General features: G+C 65.9%; 18 protein-coding genes. 6 read left to right on the forward strand and 12 right to left on the reverse strand.

Going from position 1 to position 14,155, the window contains the following annotated elements:
• Positions 1 to 86: 86 nt before the first annotated feature.
• The 7 genes from ACIHAX_RS03520 to ACIHAX_RS03550 form a co-directional block, all read right to left on the reverse strand.
• Positions 87 to 344 (reverse strand): hypothetical protein, encoded by a 258-nt coding sequence (locus ACIHAX_RS03520; RefSeq protein WP_355069975.1) that lies wholly within the window; start codon positions 342 to 344, stop codon positions 87 to 89.
• Between the two features lie 94 nt (positions 345 to 438).
• Positions 439 to 1,215 (reverse strand): ESX secretion-associated protein EspG, encoded by a 777-nt coding sequence (locus tag ACIHAX_RS03525; protein ID WP_397275594.1) that lies wholly within the window; start codon positions 1,213 to 1,215, stop codon positions 439 to 441.
• 97 nt (positions 1,216 to 1,312) lie between these two features.
• Positions 1,313 to 2,479, reverse strand: coding sequence for a hypothetical protein (locus tag ACIHAX_RS03530; RefSeq protein ID WP_397275596.1), 1,167 nt, complete (start codon positions 2,477 to 2,479; stop codon positions 1,313 to 1,315).
• Positions 2,476 to 2,955, reverse strand: a complete 480-nt coding sequence (locus ACIHAX_RS03535) for a hypothetical protein (RefSeq protein WP_397275598.1) — start codon at positions 2,953 to 2,955, stop codon at positions 2,476 to 2,478. Before ACIHAX_RS03535 ends, ACIHAX_RS03530 begins: the two co-directional genes overlap by 4 nt.
• A 40-nt stretch (positions 2,956 to 2,995) precedes the next feature.
• Complete coding sequence (locus ACIHAX_RS03540; protein WP_397275600.1) at positions 2,996 to 3,535, reverse strand: DUF3558 domain-containing protein; 540 nt, start codon at positions 3,533 to 3,535, stop codon at positions 2,996 to 2,998.
• A 238-nt stretch (positions 3,536 to 3,773) separates the two neighbouring features.
• Positions 3,774 to 3,986, reverse strand: coding sequence for a DUF397 domain-containing protein (locus ACIHAX_RS03545; protein ID WP_397275602.1), 213 nt, complete (start codon positions 3,984 to 3,986; stop codon positions 3,774 to 3,776).
• Positions 3,983 to 4,831, reverse strand: a complete 849-nt coding sequence (locus ACIHAX_RS03550) for a helix-turn-helix domain-containing protein (protein WP_397275604.1) — start codon at positions 4,829 to 4,831, stop codon at positions 3,983 to 3,985. Before ACIHAX_RS03550 ends, ACIHAX_RS03545 begins: the two co-directional genes overlap by 4 nt.
• A 281-nt stretch (positions 4,832 to 5,112) precedes the next feature.
• Between ACIHAX_RS03550 and ACIHAX_RS03555 the strand changes: the two genes are divergently transcribed.
• Both ACIHAX_RS03555 and ACIHAX_RS03560 read left to right on the forward strand, forming a co-directional pair.
• Positions 5,113 to 5,574 (forward strand): DNA-directed RNA polymerase subunit beta, encoded by a 462-nt coding sequence (locus ACIHAX_RS03555; protein ID WP_364427089.1) that lies wholly within the window; start codon positions 5,113 to 5,115, stop codon positions 5,572 to 5,574.
• Positions 5,571 to 6,017 (forward strand): DUF4254 domain-containing protein, encoded by a 447-nt coding sequence (locus ACIHAX_RS03560; RefSeq protein ID WP_397275606.1) that lies wholly within the window; start codon positions 5,571 to 5,573, stop codon positions 6,015 to 6,017. The genes ACIHAX_RS03555 and ACIHAX_RS03560 overlap by 4 nt, the downstream gene beginning before the upstream one ends.
• Here the strand turns inward: ACIHAX_RS03560 and ACIHAX_RS03565 are convergent.
• On the reverse strand, positions 6,006 to 6,512 hold the full coding sequence (locus tag ACIHAX_RS03565; RefSeq protein ID WP_397275734.1) for a peroxynitrite isomerase: 507 nt from the start codon (positions 6,510 to 6,512) through the stop codon (positions 6,006 to 6,008). The genes ACIHAX_RS03560 and ACIHAX_RS03565 overlap by 12 nt on opposite strands.
• Before the next feature lie 107 nt (positions 6,513 to 6,619).
• On the opposite strand from ACIHAX_RS03565, the gene ACIHAX_RS03570 reads away from it, so the two are divergent.
• The gene (locus ACIHAX_RS03570; RefSeq protein WP_379251431.1) at positions 6,620 to 7,966 is read left to right on the forward strand and encodes a TIGR03118 family protein; all 1,347 of its coding nucleotides are present in this window, start codon (positions 6,620 to 6,622) and stop codon (positions 7,964 to 7,966) included.
• A 48-nt stretch (positions 7,967 to 8,014) separates the two neighbouring features.
• Here the strand turns inward: ACIHAX_RS03570 and ACIHAX_RS03575 are convergent, their stop codons facing one another.
• The 3 genes from ACIHAX_RS03575 to ACIHAX_RS03585 all read right to left on the reverse strand — a co-directional run bounded on the left by ACIHAX_RS03575 (position 8,015) and on the right by ACIHAX_RS03585 (position 10,741).
• Entirely contained in the window at positions 8,015 to 8,506 is a 492-nt protein-coding gene (locus ACIHAX_RS03575; RefSeq protein ID WP_364427082.1) for a hypothetical protein, read from the reverse strand.
• A 269-nt stretch (positions 8,507 to 8,775) separates the two neighbouring features.
• Positions 8,776 to 9,834: a MerR family transcriptional regulator gene (locus tag ACIHAX_RS03580; protein WP_397275609.1), complete on the reverse strand. Its 1,059-nt coding sequence runs from the start codon at positions 9,832 to 9,834 to the stop codon at positions 8,776 to 8,778.
• Positions 9,835 to 10,390: 556 nt separating this feature from the next.
• Positions 10,391 to 10,741, reverse strand: a complete 351-nt coding sequence (locus ACIHAX_RS03585; protein WP_355070001.1) for a helix-turn-helix domain-containing protein — start codon at positions 10,739 to 10,741, stop codon at positions 10,391 to 10,393.
• Positions 10,742 to 10,804: 63 nt separating this feature from the next.
• Between ACIHAX_RS03585 and ACIHAX_RS03590 the strand changes: the two genes are divergently transcribed.
• The 3 genes from ACIHAX_RS03590 (at position 10,805) to ACIHAX_RS03600 (ending at position 13,571) form a co-directional block, all read left to right on the forward strand.
• Positions 10,805 to 11,569, forward strand: a complete 765-nt coding sequence (locus ACIHAX_RS03590; protein ID WP_397275611.1) for an SDR family oxidoreductase — start codon at positions 10,805 to 10,807, stop codon at positions 11,567 to 11,569.
• Positions 11,570 to 12,053: 484 nt separating this feature from the next.
• On the forward strand, positions 12,054 to 12,857 hold the full coding sequence (locus tag ACIHAX_RS03595; protein ID WP_397275613.1) for a phosphotransferase: 804 nt from the start codon (positions 12,054 to 12,056) through the stop codon (positions 12,855 to 12,857).
• A 270-nt stretch (positions 12,858 to 13,127) separates the two neighbouring features.
• The gene (locus ACIHAX_RS03600; RefSeq protein WP_356961367.1) at positions 13,128 to 13,571 is read left to right on the forward strand and encodes a DUF4254 domain-containing protein; all 444 of its coding nucleotides are present in this window, start codon (positions 13,128 to 13,130) and stop codon (positions 13,569 to 13,571) included.
• On the opposite strand, the gene ACIHAX_RS03605 is transcribed toward ACIHAX_RS03600, so the two are convergent.
• Entirely contained in the window at positions 13,572 to 14,069 is a 498-nt protein-coding gene (locus tag ACIHAX_RS03605) for a hypothetical protein (protein WP_397275616.1), read from the reverse strand.
• Between the last annotated feature and the right edge of the window lie 86 nt (positions 14,070 to 14,155).

A 14,155-nucleotide genomic window follows, 5' to 3' on the forward strand; every position in this document is an offset into this window, starting at 1 on the left:
GCGATGAGTTCGCCTCGGTTCGAGCGGCTCGTCATCCCAGAATTCATCGGGGTCGTCGTAGTGATTGTAGTGGCCTTGAACCGCCATCAGAGTACCTCGCGGCGTTTGTCAGTCAATGATGTGCAAATATTCGTCTGGTCCGAAATCGCGGTCATCGCGGCGGCGGAAAATCCCGGCGGGTGCAAGCGAGTGTGGTGGGTCCGATCCGCATCGACGGCGACGGGAAGTCGACCGTCATGGAGGTTCACGGTGAACGAACCCGTACCGACCGTGCGGATACCGACCTGTTCATTTACTTTCGATCCCACCTCGCAACGGGGTGCATGCACACCCTCAGTATTCACTGCGGCATCCTCTCCTCGGTCGCTCTTGAGCGACCTACAGCGGTTATCTGAACTAGTTGGACGCCGCGGGACCCGGTTCGGTTCCAATGGATTGCTACCAGCTTTCGGGGCGGGCGGCTTCGAGGCGTTGGAGGGCTTGGTCGATCCAGGTTGTGAAGTGGGTGGTCAGGTCGGTGGGGGTGGTGGGGCGGACGGTGATGTGGTCGGTGCGGTGTTCGGTGTAGCGGCCGTCGGCGGAGATATCGTGCCACTGGAGGACTTTGGTGGGTTTGGTGTGGGTGTGCAGGGGGGCGGTGATGAGGACGGCGGTGCCGCCGCCGTCGACGGGGCGGCCGAGGAGGCGCTGGTATTGCTCGCGGGGGGTGTTGCGGGCGTTGTCCTGGAGGTAGGTGTCGCGGCGGGGGATCAGGTCGTCGGGGTGGAAGGTGGCGGGTTTCTCCCCTCCGGGGGCGCAGGCGGGGATGGCGTTGACGAGGCGTGCCGGGAGTTGTTCGGCGGGGAACATGCGGCCGCGGATCGGGCCGTGCTCGTGTTGGTTGCCCGCTTGGCTGAGGACGACGGCGCGGTAGCTGTCGCGGGCGCCGAGGATTCGGTACTCGCGGATGTCGTCGGGGCCGGTGCTGTTCTTGTGCTTGCAGGTGCCGCCGAGGATCTCGATTCGGAGATCGGAGTCGCCGAGGGTGTGGAAGGCCGCGGCGATCTCGTCCAGTTCGTCCGCGGTGTAGCGCTCCCATACGGCGGCGCGGTGGGCGGCGAAGTCGTCGCGGAAGGCGAAACGGCTGGTGTAGCGCAGTGGGCTGGGGATGCGATCGTGCGCGTCGCCGTACCAGAGAGCGGCGAAATCGTCCGGTTCCCAGGTCCATTCAGCCATGTGAGGTCCAATCCGGCCGCGTCGGAGCGGCCACTATCCACGCACGCCCGCTACCTGTGGATGCGGGCGTGCGCCGAGTCGAGAAGTGTGCGGGCAGTCAGTCGGGGGTGCCACCGATGACGCCGCCGGGCAGCGTTCTCGGGGGCTCGCCGAGCAGCTCGTCGGTGTTCTCCTGGGTGATCAGGTAGTCCGGTGTCTTGTGCTCGGATTCATCGTCCTTGCCGCTGCCGCGAGAGCCGTGCGGCATCATGCCCGACGTTCCGCTCGTGCCTCGCAGTCCGGAGGTGGTCCGCGCCGCGGCTGCCGGATTCATTGATGTGTTCGGCGTTCCCGGTGTGCCCGCGATGCTGCGTCCCGGTTGCGGCTGGTTCGTTGTGCCGGGCGTGCCGGGGCTGCCTGGTGTGCCCGGGCTGTGTGGGGTCGGGGTGCCCGTCGACGTGGTCTTCGTCGGGTCCGTGGTGGAGGCGGGAGTGGTCGACGTGGGGTCGACGCCTGCGGGCTTGGTCGTGGTATCGGACGCCGCCGTGTCGGAGGATTGCTGGTTCTGGGTCGACTCGTCGGTGGACTGCTGCTGTTCTTCGGCGCTCGTCGTCTCGGGCTTGCCGTCGCCGTCCTTGTCGCCGGGAGTACCGGAATCGGTGCTGGTAGGACCGTTGCCGGAGTCGTTCGACGAGGGGCCGCCGCTATCGTCGCTGTGGTATCCGCCTGGAGGGGGCGCTGGGATGTCCACCGACGCGGTCGGGCCGACCGGAGTGGGCAGCACCGGAATCTTGCCGTCCATCTCGCTGAACGGCTGAACGTAGTATTCCTGCATCGCGACCCGCGCGGATTGCTCGGCCAGGAAGCGTTCGCTCGACAGATTCCAGCGCCTCGGATTGAAAATGCGATCCTCGAACGGGATATTGACGAGATCGGGGATGGCCTTCTTCGTATCGGTGATCGCGGTGGCGGCGTCGCGAACCCGGTAGTACAGCTCCTCGAGGGATGTCGTCAGATTCTGTGCGTCGCTGGTGTATTTGGCGATGGAGCTCTTGGACTGCTCCGCTGCGGGGCCGGACCAGGCTTGCGCTATGGAAGTCTGGATGGAGCGCGCGAAAGTCTCAACACCTCGCTCCCACTCGTTGCGAGCTTGCCAGTACGTGTCAGCTTGGGTGAACGTATCGGTGGGGTCGAGCGGCTTGAACGTGTCGGTGATGCGGGAGTGTTCCCAGCTGTCGGCGTGCTCACCACCGTTCGGGATGCGCTTGTTCTCGTAGCCGCTCATTTGTCCGTTCCATTCGGGAGCCTGGGCGGTGAGAACTGGACACCGACGGGCGGGCGCTCGGGCAGTGTGGTGTTCAACCGGTTGAAATCTGCGGCAAAGTCGCTGTCTACCTGCATGATTCGATCACGGGCGAGCCGATGCACCTCTTGGATGTCCTCGACGATCCGATAGTGATCTTCCATGATCTGATGGACACTGTTGCGATCCTCGGCCCCCCGAGCCTTCTTCTTGAATCTGTCGACCAAGGTTTCTGCCGAGACCATGTCGCCGTTACCCTCGCCCAAGCCCCAGTGATCCTGTCCTGCCACAAGATCCATAGAGGCTTGGATTTTTCGAATGGAAATCTTGAAATACTCGCAGTCACGGTCTATGTAGATGAAGTCCTCTGCGGACATCTGGATACCTAGCTGGCCCTCTTGTGCGGCGTTCAATATGTTGGCCATAGGCCGAGGCGGCTGCGCATTGTCGTCACCCATGTGTTATTCCCTCCCGGTGAGTCGATCGCTTCGACGTATGTCAAACAGTGGCAGGCATTGTCGGAACTACCTTCTCCGCCAGAGTCTTCGCGAGTGCGCAGGTGTCGAGTTGGCCGGTCTTGCGATTCGACGGCGGGTTGCTGAGGAAGAATTCCAGGCTTCCGCCCTTCATCTCCACATTGATCGTGCATACGGCGTTGAGGTGCTCCTCGACCTGCCGTGTCGAGATCGCTCGGCGACCGCCGATGGCGTATTCGCGGGTATCTGCGAACTTCTTGTCCCGCACCATGTTAACGGTGAGATTCGTTGTGCGAATTGTTGGTACGTATCCATCAGGCTGCGCCCACATACAACCACGCCACTTGACACCCCCCGATGCATTGGCGTCCTTCTTATCCTTGCTGCGCAGGTTCTCTGAATCGAGCACGCTTTGCGGGATGTCGGTGCACGGGTCGTAGCCAGTGGGTGCGTCAGGGGCGAAGCTCGGAACGGCGGAGGAGGTTCCGGTCGGTGCGGCATCGTCATCGGCCGGACCACAGCCCGCCAGAACGAGCGCGGTACCGACGGCGAGGATGGTCAATCGCCGCGAAGTCCGCCCTGATGTCATTGGTTCCCCTCGCACCGGTTGTTCCTGGCTTCTCCAGGGCCGGACCGGCTCCTCCGCCCCCTGCAGTGAATGTTGACGCTACCGGCGGCGTTTGCCGGGTGCAAGCGACCTGACATGCATCACCTGTGACCGATCCGCCCACTTCAGCGAGTGCCCCTGCCTCGCGCGAGGTGCGAGGTGGCGGCTCGGGCGGTGCACGATACGAGCGGCTTCAGGGCTGCGACGGGTCTAGGTCGCCGCTGGCTATCCAGACAGTGAACGAGTCCCACTCGCTCGGTCCGAACACGAGCGCCGGGCCGATGGGATTCTTCGAGTCACGTACACCTACGCAGCCCTCGCGGAGAAACGCGACCTCGACGCAGTCCCTATCCGCGCTGCTGAAGCTGCTCTTGAACCAGGCAGCAGCGGGTACGCTGGCGCTCATTCGGCATACTCCTCGGCGATTTTGCGGATGAGGGATCGGCTGCTCTCCTGGTCGAGGGCCGATCGCAGGATGTCGGCGTACGCCTGACGGTATCGCCGGACCTCGTCAGGCTTCTCAAGATACAGGTCGCCGGTGAATCCCTGCACGTAAACGATCGGTGGTTGGGTGAGATGAGCGATCGGGTGCTCAGGGAAGTCGAGAATCACGAACGAGCCGACATTCAGCCCCCCGTACACCTCCGCTGCGAGAGGAACCACCCGTACCGAAACATGGGGTCGTTCACCGATTCGCAGCAGGTGTCGGAGCTGACCTTCCATGACCGAGGGTCCGCCGATCGCCCGGCGCAGTGCGGACTCATCGATGACGGCTTCAAAGCGCACCGGGTCGGAGTCGTTGTCCAAGCGTGACTTCCGCTGCCTGAATGCCGCTATCTTTCGTTCGACCTCAGCTCCGGACATCGCCGCGAAGCGGACCCAGATCAAGGCGCGCCGATACTCATCGGTTTGCAGTAGTCCAGGAAGCAGGGTTGTTTGGAAAGAGGCGACACGTTTGGCCGTCGCCTCCAACTCCACGAAGAGGTTGAAGTCTTCGAGAATGATGTCATTGAACGCATGCCACCAGCCGGTGTGCTTGGTCTCTTCGACCAGGTTGAGCAGGATGGCGGTGCGTTCCTCGGACGCCCCGTACAGCTTGCACAGCCCTTCGATGACCAGCGGATGAAGCCGGACGGACTGCCCGGTCTCGATCCGCCACAGGGTCTGCTTGCTCACGTCGATCGCGTCACGGGCGTATTCCGCGCTGATGCCCGCGTTGATTCGCAGCGCCCGGAGCTGACGCCCCAGCATCCGGCGAGGCAGGGTGGAACCTGTTGAAGTCACGACTAATCCCTTTCGTAGCCGAACTAGTGGTCGGGTACCTAACTGGAACCTTGTGGCGGGGGGCCTTGGAACCTGGGCCGTTTCCGCCCGATTCCACCACTGAGAACATTCCCGCCCAGCGATATCCGGTGCTTCACTGAACGCGCCCGGACCCAATCGAAGAAGTGCTGAAACCTTAACCGCGCCAACGGTTCCAGGTCCAGCGACCGGGATTTCGCGTACCGAACTATGTGAATCGAGGCTGGCGAATGAATCATGCGGCATTCGCGGACACTCCCGCGTCCCGCTGCGCGTTTTACCGCCGCACCTGTGGGTTGCCCGCCGGTATACATCCGGAGATCGGCCGCATCGTCGTGAAGGCGGGCGTGGTGGGCGGGATCACGATGCCCGACAGGCTGGGGCAGCGCGTGCGCGACGACATGCTTTTCCGTGGCCACTCGATCGGCCCGGTGATCGCGCATATCCGTTCTCGCCGATGGACTTTCCTGTGCCGACCGGATCTACCCGACGACGTGCGGTTGTTCGCCGCGTTGTTCCGGATCGACGTTTCGATCGTGCCGTTCGGCAGTGAAATCGCGCTGCCGTCACCCGCCGACGCGAACGGCGTATTCCGCCGCTGGGTGGTGGCGCCGCGGGATACGTTTCGTCCGTCCGGGATGGTGATCGTGAACTGCGTGCTGGCCCGCGCGGGTGGGAAAGGTGCGGTATGAGCGAAGGACTGCCGACGCGAAGTCAACTACTGCGCGCCTGTAGAGAAGACGTGCCGCCACCGGGACATCCCGTGCTGCTGCGGGCGCGCACCTTGGCTGACCTCCATATTCGCCGCATCCGGGTGGATGGGGAATGTAGTTGCGGCCGCGATGAGCGCCGGTCACGGCTGATTCGGGACATCGACCGCTGGGTCGAGGTTCGTTTGCCCGCCGCGCGCGGCGGAGCCTATCTGCACACCGAATCGTTCGGCTCGGTGGTCGACCGCCTGGCGCGGCTGAGCGCGTACGCGCACGCGGCCATGGCCGACGACCAGGAGTGGGACCTCTGGTTCGCGTGGGAGCGGCTGGCCGAATCAGCGGTCGCTTATGAAGACCTGGTCAGCGAGCTGAGCAGTGGGCGGCGCCGGTTGCCGAGCACCTTCCGGCCGGGGTCAATTCCGTAGCAGAGTGGCGGCCAGGTGATGTTGCAGTGGTTCGCCGACCGCCGCCATCCGGAGTGTGTAGTCGATGGTGTCGCCGGAGAGGTGCAGCGATCGGCCGAGGGCGGTCACGAGTTTCGCCGTGCTGCTGCGGCCGAGGGCGGTGGAGTCCAATTCCATGCGCAGCGTGCCGTCCTCGACGGCGAGCGAGCCCTCGCAGATTTCCGTGATGCCGGTGGGATGGGCGAGGATCAATTCGACGCGGTCGGGGCGCGGGCAACGCAGATAGCCCGTCTCGGCGTGCAGCGGCCTGCCGTCGTCGGTGGCGCGGGTCTTCTGCCGGTAGGTGAGGAACGGGCGGCCGAGATGGCCGAACCGGATTTCCTCGACATAGCCGAACGGCTGAATGGTCGGGTATTCACCCTGCCCATTACCGCGCCACGTGCCGAGCAGTGGAGCGAGCGGAGCGATATCGGGATGCAGGGCAATCGCAGGCTGGGGTTCGGCCACGGCGAACAGCCTAAACCCGTCCTCATCGAACCGTTCGGGTACTCCCGAATTTGCCGCAGGCTAAGGTTAGCTTCGCCTTATCACCAATGTGGTGTGGTCGGAAAGGAAACAAGAAGTTGAACGGACGCTGGAATGAGTCGCGCCGTGGCGGTACGCCCCGGTCGCGGACCCGAAGTGGTCTGCTGCGCGCGTCGGCGCTTGGCGTCGCGCTGGTCGTGGCGGCCGGCTGCTCGGACTCGAAGTCGGACGAGGTGCCCGCGCTCGACGGCAACAAATACGTCCAGACCAATCTCGCGGCCAACAACGCGGAGTACAAGGCGCAGTTCGTTTTCCCCGACCTGGTGAACGCCTGGGGGCTGGCCAACCGCCCCAAGGGCGCCGGTGGGCACTTCTGGGTCGGCGCGGGCGGCAAGTCGTTCCAGTTCGTCGGCGACGTGACCAAGTCCTCGGACGACAAAGTGCACAAGCTCTTCCAGGACCCGCTGAAGATCGTCACCATCCCCGGCGCCGACGCCGACACCTCGGACAAGAGCGCGGGCAAGACCACCGGCGTGGTGTTCAACCCGGCGCCGATCACCTCCGACCTGTTCGTCGTCCACGACCAGCCGGTGGAGGAGGAAGGCGGGCCGCTGAACGGTTCGGCGCGGTTCATCTTCGCCACCGACTCCGGCAAGATCTCCGCCTGGACCGAGCTGGGCTTCGAGGGCCGGATCGTGCGCCACGACGGCCCCGCCAACCTGGTCTTCGACGGCCAGTCGCAGGGGATGCAGTTCTTCGGGATCGCGCTGGCTCCCTCCGGTGACAAGCTACTGGCCGCGGATTTCGGCGCCGACCCGCAGGTGCGGACGTTCGACAAGAACTGGCAGCTGATCCCGACCACCGGCTTCGCCAACCCGTTCGCCACCGGCGACGCGATCGACCCGGCCGCGCCGGAAAAGGGCAAGAAGGCCAAGCCCGGCGATCCCGCGCCGTTCAACGTCTCGACCATCGGCAACCGGGTCTTCGTCGCCTATGCCACCACCCAGCCGGACGAGAAGGACGCGACCAAGTTCGATGCCGGTGAGGAGGACTCGCTGGACAAGGACAAAGAGGGCGGCAAGCCGGACAAGGGCAAGCTCGCCGAGTTCGACGCAGGCGGCAAACTGGTGCGCATCATCGACGACGGCAAGCGCCTCAACGCCCCGTGGGCGGTGACGATCGCGCCGGACGGGTTCGGTCCGCTCAGCGGCAAACTGCTGGTCGGCAACTTCGGCGGCGCGGGGCACGTGCTGGCCTACGACGACACCACCGGCAAGTTCGCCGACTACCTGCGCGATGCCGACGGCAAGCCGGTCGCCATCGAAGGACTGTGGGCGCTGATGTTCGGCAACGGCGAGAGCCTCGGTGACGCCGACTCGCTGTACTTCACCGCGGGACCGGACGACGAGAAGGACGGTCTGTTCGGCAAGCTTCGCTTGAAGTAGTCGCGCTCCGCAGCAGCCCGCACCGAATCGGTGCGGGCTGCTCGCGCTTCAGCGGCCTCCGTTCGGGGCCGAGGCCCGGGGTTCGGTGCGCCGTTCGCGGATAGCCGACTCGACTTCGTCGACCGCCGTTCGGATCGTCGCCCCGTAGCCGTCGTCGGCGAGCGTGTGCAGACGTGTGCGAGCGGCATCGATTTCGCGCTGTGCGGCGTCGAACGAGCCGAGCCTGCGATAGTCGTCGGCGAGATTGAGGTGCAGCGACGGGTAGAACGCGGTCACCCGCAGTGATTCGTCGAAGGTTCGAGCGCGAGCGTCCGAAAGGCTGTCGGCGGCGTCCAGTGCGCGGATGTCCCAGGTGAGCGCTTCGGCCGCGTCGTCGTACAAGTCGGCCAGGTAGTGGGCGAGGGTGCACCGGTGCAGTGGGTCGCCCTGTGGGCCGAGCGAGGCCCATACGGCGAGCAGAGCTTCCCGCGCGTCGTCCGGACGGCCTTCGCGGCCGAGTGCGACGGCGCTGGTGATGGTGTTCATGGTGTGGTCGTTCATGCGGAACTCCTTCAGGTGGGGGATGGACGCGGATCGTTTCGTGTGCGAGGCCGAACGGTCGGCGTCGGGCGGCCGATCGATCGGAAGTAGTGGCGGTGGGCGGGAACTTGCGATTCCGAGATGGGTGATCGATCGGAAGTAGTGGCGGTGGGCGGGCACCTGCGATACCGAGATGGGTGATCGGATCGCGGTGCCAACAGAGCGGGAGGGACGCGGTGGTCCGTGCCGCGCAGTGGTTTGCGCGGGCGATGGCCGTCGGCGCGGACGACTTATGCGGAGGCGTTGTGGTGGAGAGACCGGACCGGCATGGCCAGGGTGGTGAGGTCTCCGTCGGTGGCGGAGCGCAGCACCACCGGCTGATCGGCGGCGATGATGTCGAGCATGAGGTCGGGGCCGAGCGCGGTGTGGACGGCGGGCAGCAGTGTCGCGGGGTCGAACGACAGTGTGACGGCGGAGCCGGTCACCTTCGTGGGCAGGCTCTGCACGTCCCCCGGCACCGATACCGAGATTTCGGTCGGATCAATCGCGAATTGCAGTGCTTCATCCGATTTCTCGAGAACCCGCAGCATCAAATGCCGCGCGACGACCACTCTGGTGCGCACCGGTCCCAATCCCGCCAGTACGGCGCGGTGGTCGGGGAAGGGAGCGTCGATGACGGCAGGTCGGTGTTCCGCGCCGCCTCCCGTCAGAAGCAGCCCGCCGCCGGACGGTGCGGCGACGACCTCGTCCATGCCGCGCAATCGGTCGGTGATCGACTCGAGCCCGTTCGAATCGAGCACCACGGACCACTCGCCGCCGTGCTGCCGGTTCGCCACCACGGTGCGGGTGCACAGCCGGTAGCGATCGGTCGCGGTCAGGGTTACCGCGTTGGCGCCCGCTTCCAGCAGAACACCGGCCAGCACGGGTATCTCGCGGGTACGGGCCACCGCGGTGCGGACCTGGTCGAGCGCCTCGGCCAGCGTCGCCGCATCGATCGCCACCTGCGTGCCGAGCGACTGTTCGACCACGGCGGCGACGCGCGCGGCCTCGTCCGCTCGCCGCGCCAGTTCCGCGACGTGACGATCGAGCAGGTATCGTGCCCGGTCGGTGTCACCGGCGAGGATCTCCGCGATGGTGTCCAGCGGCAGATCGATCGAGCGCAGCTGCCGGATGAGCACCGCCCGCTCCCGCTGCGCCTCGGTGTAGTAGCGGTATCCGGTCAGCGGATCGACTCTGGCCGGAACGAGCAGGCCGCAGTCGTCGTAGAACCGCAGCGCGCTCGCCGTGAGCCCGCTGGCTCGCGCGAGCACGCCGATCGTGATCAACCCTGTCGACTCCGTACTCACCACCCGGCCATCATGGAGCCTCAACCAACTCGAAGGTCAACTTCGCGGGTGGAGCAACCAATCGCAGTCCATGTGTTCCGCTGCTGGAACGCGATGCGCACGCTGCCGAGCTGCGGGAAAGCCGAAGTTGCCGCAGCCCGCCAGGGCGCAGTGTCCGCGACTTCGCGGGGCTGTCGGTGTTGCCCGCCGCGAATCAGGTGGTGCACAACCGCAGGACATGGCAACTGGACGGGCAGACCGAGGCGCTCGACATCCGGCCGCGTATGTGCGCCGGCCACGTGAAAGCATCGACGAGCTTCAGCACTTGCGGCAGGATTGCGATGAGATCCAGCATCGGCGGCCGGTCTCCGCCTTCGGGCGGTGTCGCGAAAGTTTCGCGACTGGTCGAGGTAGAGCACACGGCCGTCGCCTGTCACTCGGACGTGCTCTAACAGAGGGGCCAAGGGTGGGGGAAAACGCGCCGGTGAACGGTTCCTTCATCCTGACCATGCTGTGATTCGCGTCTCACGCATACGAGGTCGCCACTCGCAGAACCGCGAACCGTCGAGCCTGGCGCGAGTCAGTCGGCCCCGGCCTCGATGGGGGTCACGCGCCAGCGGCGCGACCAGTCCCAGACCGATCCGAGTGCCGTGCCGAGTTCGGCGCCCGCGGTGGTCAGTTCATATGACTTGTCGGGGTTCTTCGCGATGAGGCCCGCGGATTGCAGGTGTTGCAGGCGCACCGAAAGCATGCTCGAGGAGCAGTTGCCCATCCGTCGGCGCAGTTCGAGGAAGCCGAGGCGGTCGGGTTCCAATTCCCACAGGATGCGCAGGATCCAGCGTTGGCCGAGTAAGTCCATCGTGGCCAGTAACGGCGCGTTCGCCGGGTCGTCCCGCCCACGCGGCGGCTTGGGTTCGTTTGCGCTTCTCATTTAGAACCAGCATAGTGGTTCTGAATCAGAAGCACTGGCCCGGGTGCCGGGCGGACCGAAAGGGTGACGGTGGACGAGAGGACCGGTCGGCGAATCGTTCTGATCACGGGTGCCTCCCGCGGCATCGGCGCGGAGACCGCCCGGGTGCTCGGTACGCGCGGCGACCATGTGGTGATCAATTACCGGGAGAAGGCGAAGCGGGCCGACGCGCTGGCGGGGTCGATTCGGCAGGCGGGCGGCAGTGCCTCGACGGCGGGCGCCGACATCGCCGACGCGGATTCGGCCCGGGCGCTGGTCGCCGGGGTCGCCGAGGAGTTCGGCCGTCTCGATGTGCTGGTGCTGAACGCGTCGGGTGGGCTGGAGCGCGATGCCCGGCCCGACTACGCCATGGCCCTCAATCGTGACGCGCAGGAACGGCTTGTGCGGCTTGCACTGCCGCACATGCCTTCCGGTGCGCGGATCGTTTTCGTGACCAGCCATCAGGCGCACTTCCACGGCCGCAAGCCCGTCCCCGCCGACTATGAACCCATCGCCGCCAGCAAGCGCGCGGGCGAGGACGCGCTGCGCGCCATGATCCCGGAACTCGATGCCAGGGGCATCGCCCTGCACGTGGTCTCCGGCGACATGATCGACGGCACGATCATCGTCCAACTGCTGGAACGCCGAAATCCCGACGCCGTCGCCGCGCGCCGCGAGCATGGCGACTTGCCCACGGTCACGGAGTTCGCCACCGCGGTCGCCGATGCCACCGCCGCCACCGCTGACCCCGGCCACACCATCTACATCGGCGGTCTGGACTATCTCGACGCGCAAGAGATCACATCCTGAGGCGATGCCGACCCGCAGGCATGACGCACTCCGGCCGTGGGCGGCAACCTGCCACGCCGCGTGTCGATCGCGCCGCGGGGAATAGAAGCGCTCCGGTAGTGCCCGGGAGAACCATCCGGAACGCGCGCTTCGAATTCGCACCATCAGACGCCAGCGCCTCGAATGCGGAGACGCCCTGCGGCGCGAAAGCTGAATTGCCCAGAGTCGAAGGGCTTGCCCGTGTGTGACGAGGTCGCCCTTGCGTTCGGCCTTGCCTCATGAAGAAGTGCGGCGGTGCAGTGCCGATCCGAGCGCATGCGGGCGCGTGATTCGGTGGTGAGTTCCCGGTGCGGCTCGGACGATCGAGTGATGGTGGATTACCAGGGCACCGCTCTGCGGATCGGATGGGCCGAGGCGCCGGAGCCGGTACGGGCGGAAGTAGAGCGCGTACTCGGAGACGCCGTCCACACTGCCGAGAATCAGCGCGGAGGGTTTCAGCCACGGTGTGGCAGCGCGCTTGCGCACCGTCGGCGGTGGTGCTGCCTTCGTGAAGGCGATCGAGGCGGAAGACGGTCTCGCGGTGATGTATCGGCAGGAAGCGCGGATCGCGGCTCGGCTCCCGGCGACGGTGCCCGCACCGCGATGCCGGTTCGCGACGGAGATCGCGGGGTGGTTCGTCGCGGTTTTCGACGATGTCGAGGGAGCGTTTCCCCGACTCGGCGAGCCGGGGGAGTTGCGAGACACTCTCGAGCTGGTGGCGCGATTGGCGGCGGAGCTGACTCCGAGCCCGCTGGCTGATGTGCCGACGGTTGCGGAAGCCTACGGACCGGAGCTGACCGGCTGGCGAACGTTCGTGACGGAAGGGCCTCCGGCGGACTTGGACAGTTGGTCGCTTCGTCACCTGACGAAATTGGCCGAACTGGAAGCCGCGTGGCCCACGGCCGCGGAAGGAAACACTTTGCTGCACACGGATCTTCGGCCGGACAACATGCTGCGGCGGCCCGATGGTGCGGTGCTGGCGGTCGATTGGGCGTGGGCCTGCCGGGGCGCCGCGTGGATCGACCTCGTCGCGCTCGCGCCGTCCATCGCGGCCGCCGGTGTGGATCCGGATCCGATCATCGCCACCCATTCAGTGACTCGCGACGTGGACCCCGTGGCGGTCGACGCTTTCGTCTGCGCGCTCGCCGGGTATTGGGCGGCGGCTTGCCGGAAGCCGGGACCGCCGCGTTCGCCGCGGTTGCGTGAGCATCAGTCAGTGTTTGCCCGGCTCGCCGGAGCGTGGCTGGCGTGTCGTCTCGGCTGGCCATAATCCCAGGAGATATGGCGCTATCGTCGAAAAACGCAAGGTCACTGGATGTTTGCCAAAGCTTTGGAGGGTGGTGTGTGACCGGATAAATCGGTCAATGGGCGTGTCGCGTGCGCGGAAGTGATCGAATTCGACGCGACCCGGGCCACTCTCGGTCACGCTGGGCATATGTGGATGTTCGGGCAGTGCCGGGACACCGGCGAGGCAAGGCATCGCGGGCGCGACCGAGACGCGTCCACGCTGGTCGGAATGGGGGTCCGGAGAATGGAACAGGTGTCCGAGGCCCGGGTGATTCCGGGCAAAGAACTCCTGCTGGCTGCCTTCCGGGGCTTGCCGCACATGGATCATCCGATGCTGGAAGCGGCCGGAGAACTGGCTCAGCTGCACCAGACACGCGAACGCACTCCCGCGAGCCGGTGCGACAAACTCGACCGGCGTCGAGTGCAGCTCGTGCGCGGCATCGACCGCTGGGTCACCCTGGCGACGCCGATCCCGCCGCCGGCCGCGCCCGAACACGCCGAGACCGTGGGCCACATCGTCGACCGGCTGGCCATGCTGGCCGCTCAGGCGTTCGTGGCGCTGGCGCACGCGCCGGAATCGGTCTTCTACGACGCATGGGTCCGAATCGACGAATTGGCCGACGGTTACCAGGATCTCATCGACGACCTGCGTGCCGGAGCCAGACGACTACCCGACGGGCGCTACGACCGCTGGTAGCTACCGACTTCGCCCGAACAGCCGGAACGAGCGGCGGCGCCGACGTGGCAGAGTCGCGTACACCATGGTCATGTCGGCGAAGACCTCCGCCTCCCGCTCGCGATCGACGCCGAACTCGGCACGGCCGAGGACGTGGTCGATCGATTGCGGCGAAATCGAGGGCAGGACGACGGCCAACGAGGGCGGCAACGGATCGCCGCGTTCTTGGTCGTTGTGGTGACCCAAGAGCATGTGACCGATCTCGTGCAAGATGACGTGATCGGCGTTGCGGCCGGTCGCCGCGGCGTCGTAGACGATGATGTCGTCGTGCTTGCGTGCCACCCACAAGCCGCCTCCGCCGCAACCCATGTCCGCCAACATCGCCTTGGGCACCGGATGCAGGCTGATCGAGCGGCCGCGATGGGCGGCCACCGCGGCCAGGTAAGCGGTCAGATTCCACGGGTTCGGGAGGGGCACGGTCCGGGTGGCATCGCCGAAACGGGCTTCCATGCTGGTCATCGGCGCCCACCTTACCCATCGGTCGGCGACTAGTCATCTGCGGAATCCGGGCATACCGACAAAAGGTGATCCGCGGCGGGACAACG

The organism is Nocardia sp. NPDC051929 (assembly GCF_044548645.1).
In the GTDB taxonomy this organism is placed as follows: Bacteria; Actinomycetota; Actinomycetes; order Mycobacteriales; family Mycobacteriaceae; genus Nocardia; species Nocardia sichangensis.